This is a genomic window from Clostridium sp. HV4-5-A1G (assembly GCF_900184915.1).
Lineage (GTDB): Bacteria > Bacillota > Clostridia > Clostridiales > Clostridiaceae > Clostridium_B > Clostridium_B aromativorans.
The window spans coordinates 1-6,749 of sequence record NZ_FXYI02000183.1 but is presented as its reverse complement, the minus strand read 5'-3'; the positions used below and the strand labels follow the sequence as shown (position 1 = coordinate 6,749).

Below are 6,749 nucleotides of genomic sequence, written 5' to 3'. Positions count from 1 at the left end.
ATATATATCATTTTATTAAAATTTAAATATTTTCTATAAAAAAGAATAAAAACCTTCATAAAATTTTACGAAGGTTTTTATTCTTCTATTTCTGATTATTCACAAACTTTATCTGGATTCAATATATTTTTAGGATCAAAGGCAAGTTTTATATTCCTCATAAGTTTCATATATTCATCACCGTACTGGCGGAATATATATTTTTTCTTGGCATATCCTATACCGTGTTCTCCCGACACAGCACCCTGTAATTCTTCTGATTTTTTATACATGCAGTCAAATACATCGCTTAGCTTTTTCTTCCACTCTTCATCTGAAAGCTCATCTTTCAAAATATATACGTGTAGATTTCCATCTCCTGCATGGCCGAAACTCCTTATTCTTATGTTGAATTGTCTTTGAAGCTCATTGGTGTATTTTATAAATTCAGCTACTTTGTTTCTTGGAACAACAACATCACATTCATCCATATCAGTAGTGGTAGCTTTAACGGCTTCAAGAAATGCTCCCCTTGCAGACCAAACTGATTCTTTCCTTTCATCCGTGTCTGAAATATAGACGTCAAGGGCTCCTTCCTGAAGACATATTTCAGCTACTTTTTCGTAATCGGCTTCTATCTGCTCTTTGCTGTTTCCATCAAAAGTCAGAAGTAAATATGCATCTGACGAATTGTCCGGGAATTTCTTTCCAAGGAATTCTTCTGCTGCAAGTATGACCTCTCTCTGCATAAATTCTATAGCAGTTGGTATGGATTTTGATTTTATTATCTTCGGTACCGTACTTATAGCTTTATCCAGGTTTGGAAATGGCACAAGCAAGCTTATGGATTGTTTTGGAAGAGGAAGAAGCTTCAATATTATTTTTGTAATTATCCCGAGAGTTCCCTCTGAGCCGCATATTAAATCCTTTATGCTGTAACCTGAGCTGTTTTTAACTATTTTTCCACCGAGCTCCAATATAGCTCCATTGGGAAGTACTATTTCAAGGCCTCTTACATAATCTCTTGTAACACCGTATTTTACAGCTCTCATTCCACCGGCATTTGTACTTATATTTCCACCAATGGTCGCGGATTTTTCACCTGGATCCGGTGGGTAAAATAGATCATGACTTTCTACAAATTTTGCTATATCCATGAGAAGCACGCCTGGCTCAAGAGTTAAAGTGAGATTTTCTTCATCCAATTCAATTATATTGTTCATCTTGGTTAGGTTTATCATTATGCCTCCTTCTATTGGCACTGATGATCCAACTAAGCCAGTTCCTGAACCTCTTGCTACTACCGGTATATTGTTTTTGTAGGCATAGGACATTATCTTTGAAACTTCCTCTGCATTTAAAACTTCTACCATTGCGTCGGGATATTTGCTGACTCCACCCAATTCATCATGACTGTAATCGTCATTTATATTTTCTCCTGTAAAAACTCTGTCTTTGCCAAGTAAATCCACCAGAAATTTTATATCATCACTATTTAATTTTTTATATTTTTCAACACACATTTCCATGTTTTTTCCTCCAAACTAAACTTAAAAATTTGAAATTCATCTGCAATTTACGCCGGTTGGCACAGACCTTTTTTTGCTTTGATATTCTCTATGAGCTTTGGTATAACCTCATATACGTCCCCTACGATACCATAGTGGGCTACATTGAATATAGATGCTTTTGGATCCTTGTTTATTGAAATAATTAAATCAGAATTATTCATACCAGCTACAAATTGTACTGAACCAGACACACCACAAGTTATTATGAGTTTTGGTTTAACTGTTCTCCCACTTAGTCCTATCTGTCTCTTGGAATCTATCCACCCTGCTTCTATAAGCGGCCTTGTACAAGCTACTTGTCCTCCAAGCAGATCTGCAAGTTCATATACCATTTCCAAATCCTTTTCATTTTTGAATGCCCTGCCTGCTGCAACTATAATATCTGCTTCTGATATTTCTTTTTCAACTTCTTTTTTAGTTACTTTAAGTACTTTTATTCCAGATTTAAATTTTTTCCTATCCATTTCCTGGACAGTTATTTTTCCTGAAATATCTTTTGATCTCTCCGGTGCATTCATGACTTTATATCTTACGGTAGCCAATTGAGGTCTGTGATTTGGATTTAATATCTGAGCCATTATATTGCCACCAAAAGCAGGTCTTATCTGTACGAGATCTGTATTTTTTTTCATGTCCAGTACTGTACAGTCAGCAGTAAGTCCGGTCTTGAATCTAGCTGCAACTCTAGGTGCCAGTGATCTTCCAACGGTAGTAGCTCCTACAAGAAGAGTTGAAGGTTTAACTTTACTTATGAAATCCTCCATAGCTGCGGTATAAGGCTCTATTATGAAATCTTTAATTTTTTTTTTTTTATTTAGAAAAACGTCATCTACACCATAATGAAGTATTTCCTGTGCTTTATCCTTTATATTATGTCCTACAAATACAGCATATACGGGATAATCATCACTTATCTTAGCTGCCAACTCTTTAGCTTTACCTATGAGTTCATAAGTTACAGGGTGAATATTTCCCTCTACATGATCCACATAAACAGCTATTCCCTTCCAGAGACTTTTGTCTATTTCTTCAACTTTATCTTCTATAAACTCTACTACTCCCTTTGGTCCCTTTTTTACACACAGCTTACACATCTTACAAGCTGCATTTATTTCCAATCCTCCATCTTTGCTCTCCATTGCCCCAAAAGGACATATATCAACTAATTCCTTTATAATTGAAGGAGTAAGCTTCTCTTTGTTTATTACCAATTTACCCATTTTCCATTCCTCCTAATAACCTATATAAATTTTAATTCTTTAAGTTTTTCAGTCAATCTATCCGCCAGTTCTTCACTAGTTCCATTCCACATCTCTTTATCTGTGTTTACTTCAGGTGGAAATATTCTTTCTACTTGAGTTGGTGAACCGTTGAGTCCGTACCTGTTTTCACTTTTATCTTCAAAATCTTTGAGACTCAAGATCTTAACTTCTCTGTCTTTTGTAGCCACCTTTTTCTTGTAAGATGGAAGCCTTGGCTGAAAGATATCTTTTTCCACTGTTAAAAGGCATGGAAATTTTATCTGTGATATTTCCACAGTATTGGGCATATCCATTTTAACTATCATTGAGTCATTCTTTACTTCTTCAATGCTTAGTACATTAGCTATATGAGGTATTCCCAAATTCTCCGCCATTTCAGGTCCTACCTGAGCCGTATCTCCATCTGTAGTCTGCTTGCCGCAGAGAATCAGGTCTATATGACCCATTGCCTTTATTCCCTGGGATATGGTGTAGGAAGTTGCAAGTACATCAGCCCCTGCAAATTTTCTGTCTGACAGAAGCACTCCTTCGTCAGCACCCATCATATAGGCTTCCTTTATTACATCTGCAGCCTGAGGCGGTCCCATGCTTATTACCTTTACTATTCCTCCATGTTTTTCCCTGAGTCTCAGTGCAGTTTCCAGTGCAAATAGATCATAGGGATTCATCTTAGAATCTATACCTTCTCTTTTCAATACTCCAGTTACAGGATCTACTTCAACTTTAGAAGTTCCAGGTACCTGTTTTATACATACTAATATATCCATTTATAAATTACCTCCAAAATTTATATAAATTTAAAAACATTTTATTATTTAACTTACAATTACAGCAACTCCATCTGGTATAACAGCTACTTTTGCATCTTTTCCAGCAATTTCATAAGCTTTATTGAGAGCTTCCTCAATAGTATATGCATGTTGCATGTGCATATTCTTTATAATTTGAGGATCACACATATCGGTAACCATGATAACAGTACATTTACTGAGTATTCTGGCAAGTATCTGAGATTCCCACTGATCAGGTACTGTTTCTCCTCTTGAAACCTTTGAAACTTTTTCCAAAAATTCCTCAGGTGATTTTACTTCTGACAAACTCTTGTAAAAGCCTTCACCACCGTGCCCATCATTGCAGGCAGCTACCATTATTATTACTCCGCCTTTCCTGCAGGTTGCCTCTGCTGCAGTCATTCCCTTAACTGATTGGTACAAATTTTGATCAAGTGGATAACCTCCATTTGTAGAAATGGCAATATCTGATTCAACTGCATTCACTTTAGACAACTCAAGTACAAATTTACAACCTTCTTCATGAGCCAATTTACTGTGACCTGTGAATGCATTTATTATCTTTTTATTCCCATCTATAACTACATTTATTATAAAGGCCAATTTTGCCTTTTCAGCAGCGTAAAGCATGTCCTTATGAATTGGATTGCCTTTCAGCTTTCCTGTTCTGGCATAAGGACTTGCTATAAACTCCGAACAGTGATTGGCCATAATTGTTTTAGTAGAAGCTATACCGGGAAGTATGCTTTTTCTGCCTCCTGAAAATCCTGCAAAGAAATGTGATTCTATAAAACCCTCTGCAATCAAAAGTTCGGTTTCCACTGCTGCCTTGTTTATTATAAGTTCTCCTCCTGAGGGTAATGTTCCTATTTTAACTAAACTGCTGCTGTCACGGGAATCATGTACTATTATATTTTCATTTTGGACTATCTCTTCACCAAACTTACCTATAAGCTCCTCTTTTGTTGTAGGTCTGTGAAAACCTGTGGCAATTAGAATTTTTATGTCGATTTTAGGGTTGACTGCTCTTATTCTTTTTAAAAGTATGGGCATTATGATTTTGCTTGGAACAGGTCTTGTATGATCACTACTTATAATGACCATATTTTTTTTATCCTTAACTAGCTCTTCTAGTTTAGGAGATCCTATTGGGTTATCGAGTGCATTTTCAACTATTTCAGATTCAGTGAGTTTCGTCTTGTACTTCCCTGCCTTTGATTCAAGTACAGCCGACAGATTCTTGTCATCTATTTCAATTTCTAAAGTTTTTTTGTTATAAGGCAGCTTTATCAATGCCATATCAATCATCCTTTCTAATATTTGAATTTAGTAAAATCAGGTGAAATCAGAATTATCTAAATCCCAATAAAGGTCCCGCAAAGTAGGCAATAATGCCCAATATGATTACGTATACTATACAAAACTTCAAAGTGGCATTCAATATTTTTCCCTCTTGTCCCGCAAGTCCTGTAGCTGCTGTGGCAACCGCTATACTTTGAGGTGATATCATCTTTCCTGCAGTAGCTCCTCCCGTGTTTGCTGCAGCAAGCCAGAATTCATTCAGGTGCAGAGATCTTGCGACTTCTACCTGAAGGCCTCCAAACAATACATTGGCCGACGTATCGCTCCCTGTTACGAAGGTTCCAAGTGCACCTATTATAGGAGCAATCAGCGGGTAAAAACTTCCTGTAGCTGCTACTAAAACAACTGATATTGATTTTATCATTCCACTGTATCCCATTACTTTTGCCAGTGCTACTATGGCAATTATAGTAATAGATGATTTGGCCATTTGTTTAAAGGTGTTGCCTAGAACCTTTGTTATTTCACCAAACTTAGCACCTTGAATAAGTCCTCCTATAAAAGTCGCTATTATGATAAGTGTACCTGGAGTTGATATCCAATTAAATACATAAGGTGACGCTCCCTCTCCAGTATAAATAGGTACTGATGTCTTCACCGCAGAAAGTGCCTTGTTTATAGTTGGGAACAATGCACTGCTCAATATTACAAATATAAAGACTAATATAAAAGGCAGCCAGGCCAATACTCCTTGTTTGAAGGAAACCTTTTCAGCTTTTTCATCAGCAGTATTCTTATAAAATATCTTAGCTACAGCTATTGTAACTATCATACAGACTACTGATCCTAGTATTGCAGGAAGTTCTGCACCTAAGTATTTTGCCGCCAATACTTCTGGAACTGCGAAAGAAATACCGGATGCAAGGGATATTCCCCAAAAGCCCTTTATTGCCTTTACGCTTTTACCTGTTAACATTACAAGTACAACGGGTACGATTACAATCAATATTGCCAATTGGAGACCTACTGCATAGCTGAGCTGCGTTACATCAATGTTGGCAACCTTTGCAAGAGTTGTTACAGGAATTCCTATAGCTCCAAAAGCGGTGGGAGTTGTATTTGCAATAAGACATATAATAGCTGCAAAAAGTGGGTTAAATCCAAGGCCAGCCAGTATACTTGCAGGTATGGCAACTGCAGTTCCAAATCCCGCTATAGCTTCCATAAATCCGCCAAAAGCCCAGGCCAGGATAAGTACCAGTATTCTCTTATCTGTTGTTATACCTGTCATCATCTTCTTGATTACATCCATACTCTTGGTGTAAACGGTAAGATTATAGGTGAACACAGCTGCTATTATTACAATTAAAATAGGCCATGCGGCAAGAGCAAACCCCTCTAAGGTTGCAGTGGCTGCATTTAACACTGGCATTTTCCATACTAGTACTGCCAACAGTATAGTTACAACCAATGTAAAAGGACAAGTTTTATGACCTGGCATTTTTAAAGCACTTAATGAAACCATAAGCCATACTATTGGTATTAGTGCTATGAAAAAAAGTAAGTAAACATTCAATATTATTCCCTCCCCCTAAAATATATAAAACATGTGGTACTACATGCTATGGTACTATGGTACTACCACTCATGAAACATAATATCACATTTGTCTCAATTTTTCTACAATTGTTATTTTATTAACAGTAAGTAATTTTACAATTAACATTTAAACCCTACTATTTATACAACGTTTACATACTTAAACATATAATTTTTCTCTCAACAAGTAAAAAAATTATATAAGTCTCTTAAACACATCTGACGCTCCCGACGAAGATAGAAGT

At 36.5% G+C, this 6,749-nt stretch carries 5 protein-coding genes; all 5 read right to left on the bottom strand.

From position 1 onward, the window contains the following. Nucleotides 1–95 precede the first annotated feature (95 nt). Genes J5G60_RS15345 through J5G60_RS15325 form a run of 5 tightly spaced genes read right to left on the bottom strand, consistent with a single transcriptional unit; the run spans nucleotide 96 to nucleotide 6,481 of the window. The gene (locus J5G60_RS15345) at nucleotides 96–1,508 is read right to left on the bottom strand and encodes an FAD-binding oxidoreductase (RefSeq protein WP_150358768.1); all 1,413 of its coding nucleotides are present in this window, start codon (nucleotides 1,506–1,508) and stop codon (nucleotides 96–98) included. A gap of 47 nt (nucleotides 1,509–1,555) precedes the next feature. Then, on the bottom strand, nucleotides 1,556–2,770 hold the full coding sequence (locus J5G60_RS15340) for an electron transfer flavoprotein subunit alpha/FixB family protein (protein WP_207876572.1): 1,215 nt from the start codon (nucleotides 2,768–2,770) through the stop codon (nucleotides 1,556–1,558). 20 nt (nucleotides 2,771–2,790) lie between these two features. Then, nucleotides 2,791–3,579 (bottom strand): electron transfer flavoprotein subunit beta/FixA family protein, encoded by a 789-nt coding sequence (locus tag J5G60_RS15335; protein ID WP_150358766.1) that lies wholly within the window; start codon nucleotides 3,577–3,579, stop codon nucleotides 2,791–2,793. 48 nt (nucleotides 3,580–3,627) lie between these two features. Further along, nucleotides 3,628–4,902 (bottom strand): nickel-dependent lactate racemase, encoded by a 1,275-nt coding sequence (gene larA / locus J5G60_RS15330; protein WP_150358765.1) that lies wholly within the window; start codon nucleotides 4,900–4,902, stop codon nucleotides 3,628–3,630. A 52-nt stretch (nucleotides 4,903–4,954) separates the two neighbouring features. Next, nucleotides 4,955–6,481, bottom strand: coding sequence for an L-lactate permease (locus J5G60_RS15325; RefSeq protein WP_150358764.1), 1,527 nt, complete (start codon nucleotides 6,479–6,481; stop codon nucleotides 4,955–4,957). Nucleotides 6,482–6,749: the final 268 nt, after the last annotated feature.

Coding starts and splice junctions, on each gene's coding strand:
- larA (WP_150358765.1), bottom strand. CDS start 4,902: ATGGCATTGATAAAGCTGCCTTATAACAAAAAAACTTTAGAAATTGAA.
- J5G60_RS15340 (WP_207876572.1), bottom strand. CDS start 2,770: ATGGGTAAATTGGTAATAAACAAAGAGAAGCTTACTCCTTCAATTATA.
- J5G60_RS15335 (WP_150358766.1), bottom strand. CDS start 3,579: ATGGATATATTAGTATGTATAAAACAGGTACCTGGAACTTCTAAAGTT.
- J5G60_RS15345 (WP_150358768.1), bottom strand. CDS start 1,508: ATGGAAATGTGTGTTGAAAAATATAAAAAATTAAATAGTGATGATATA.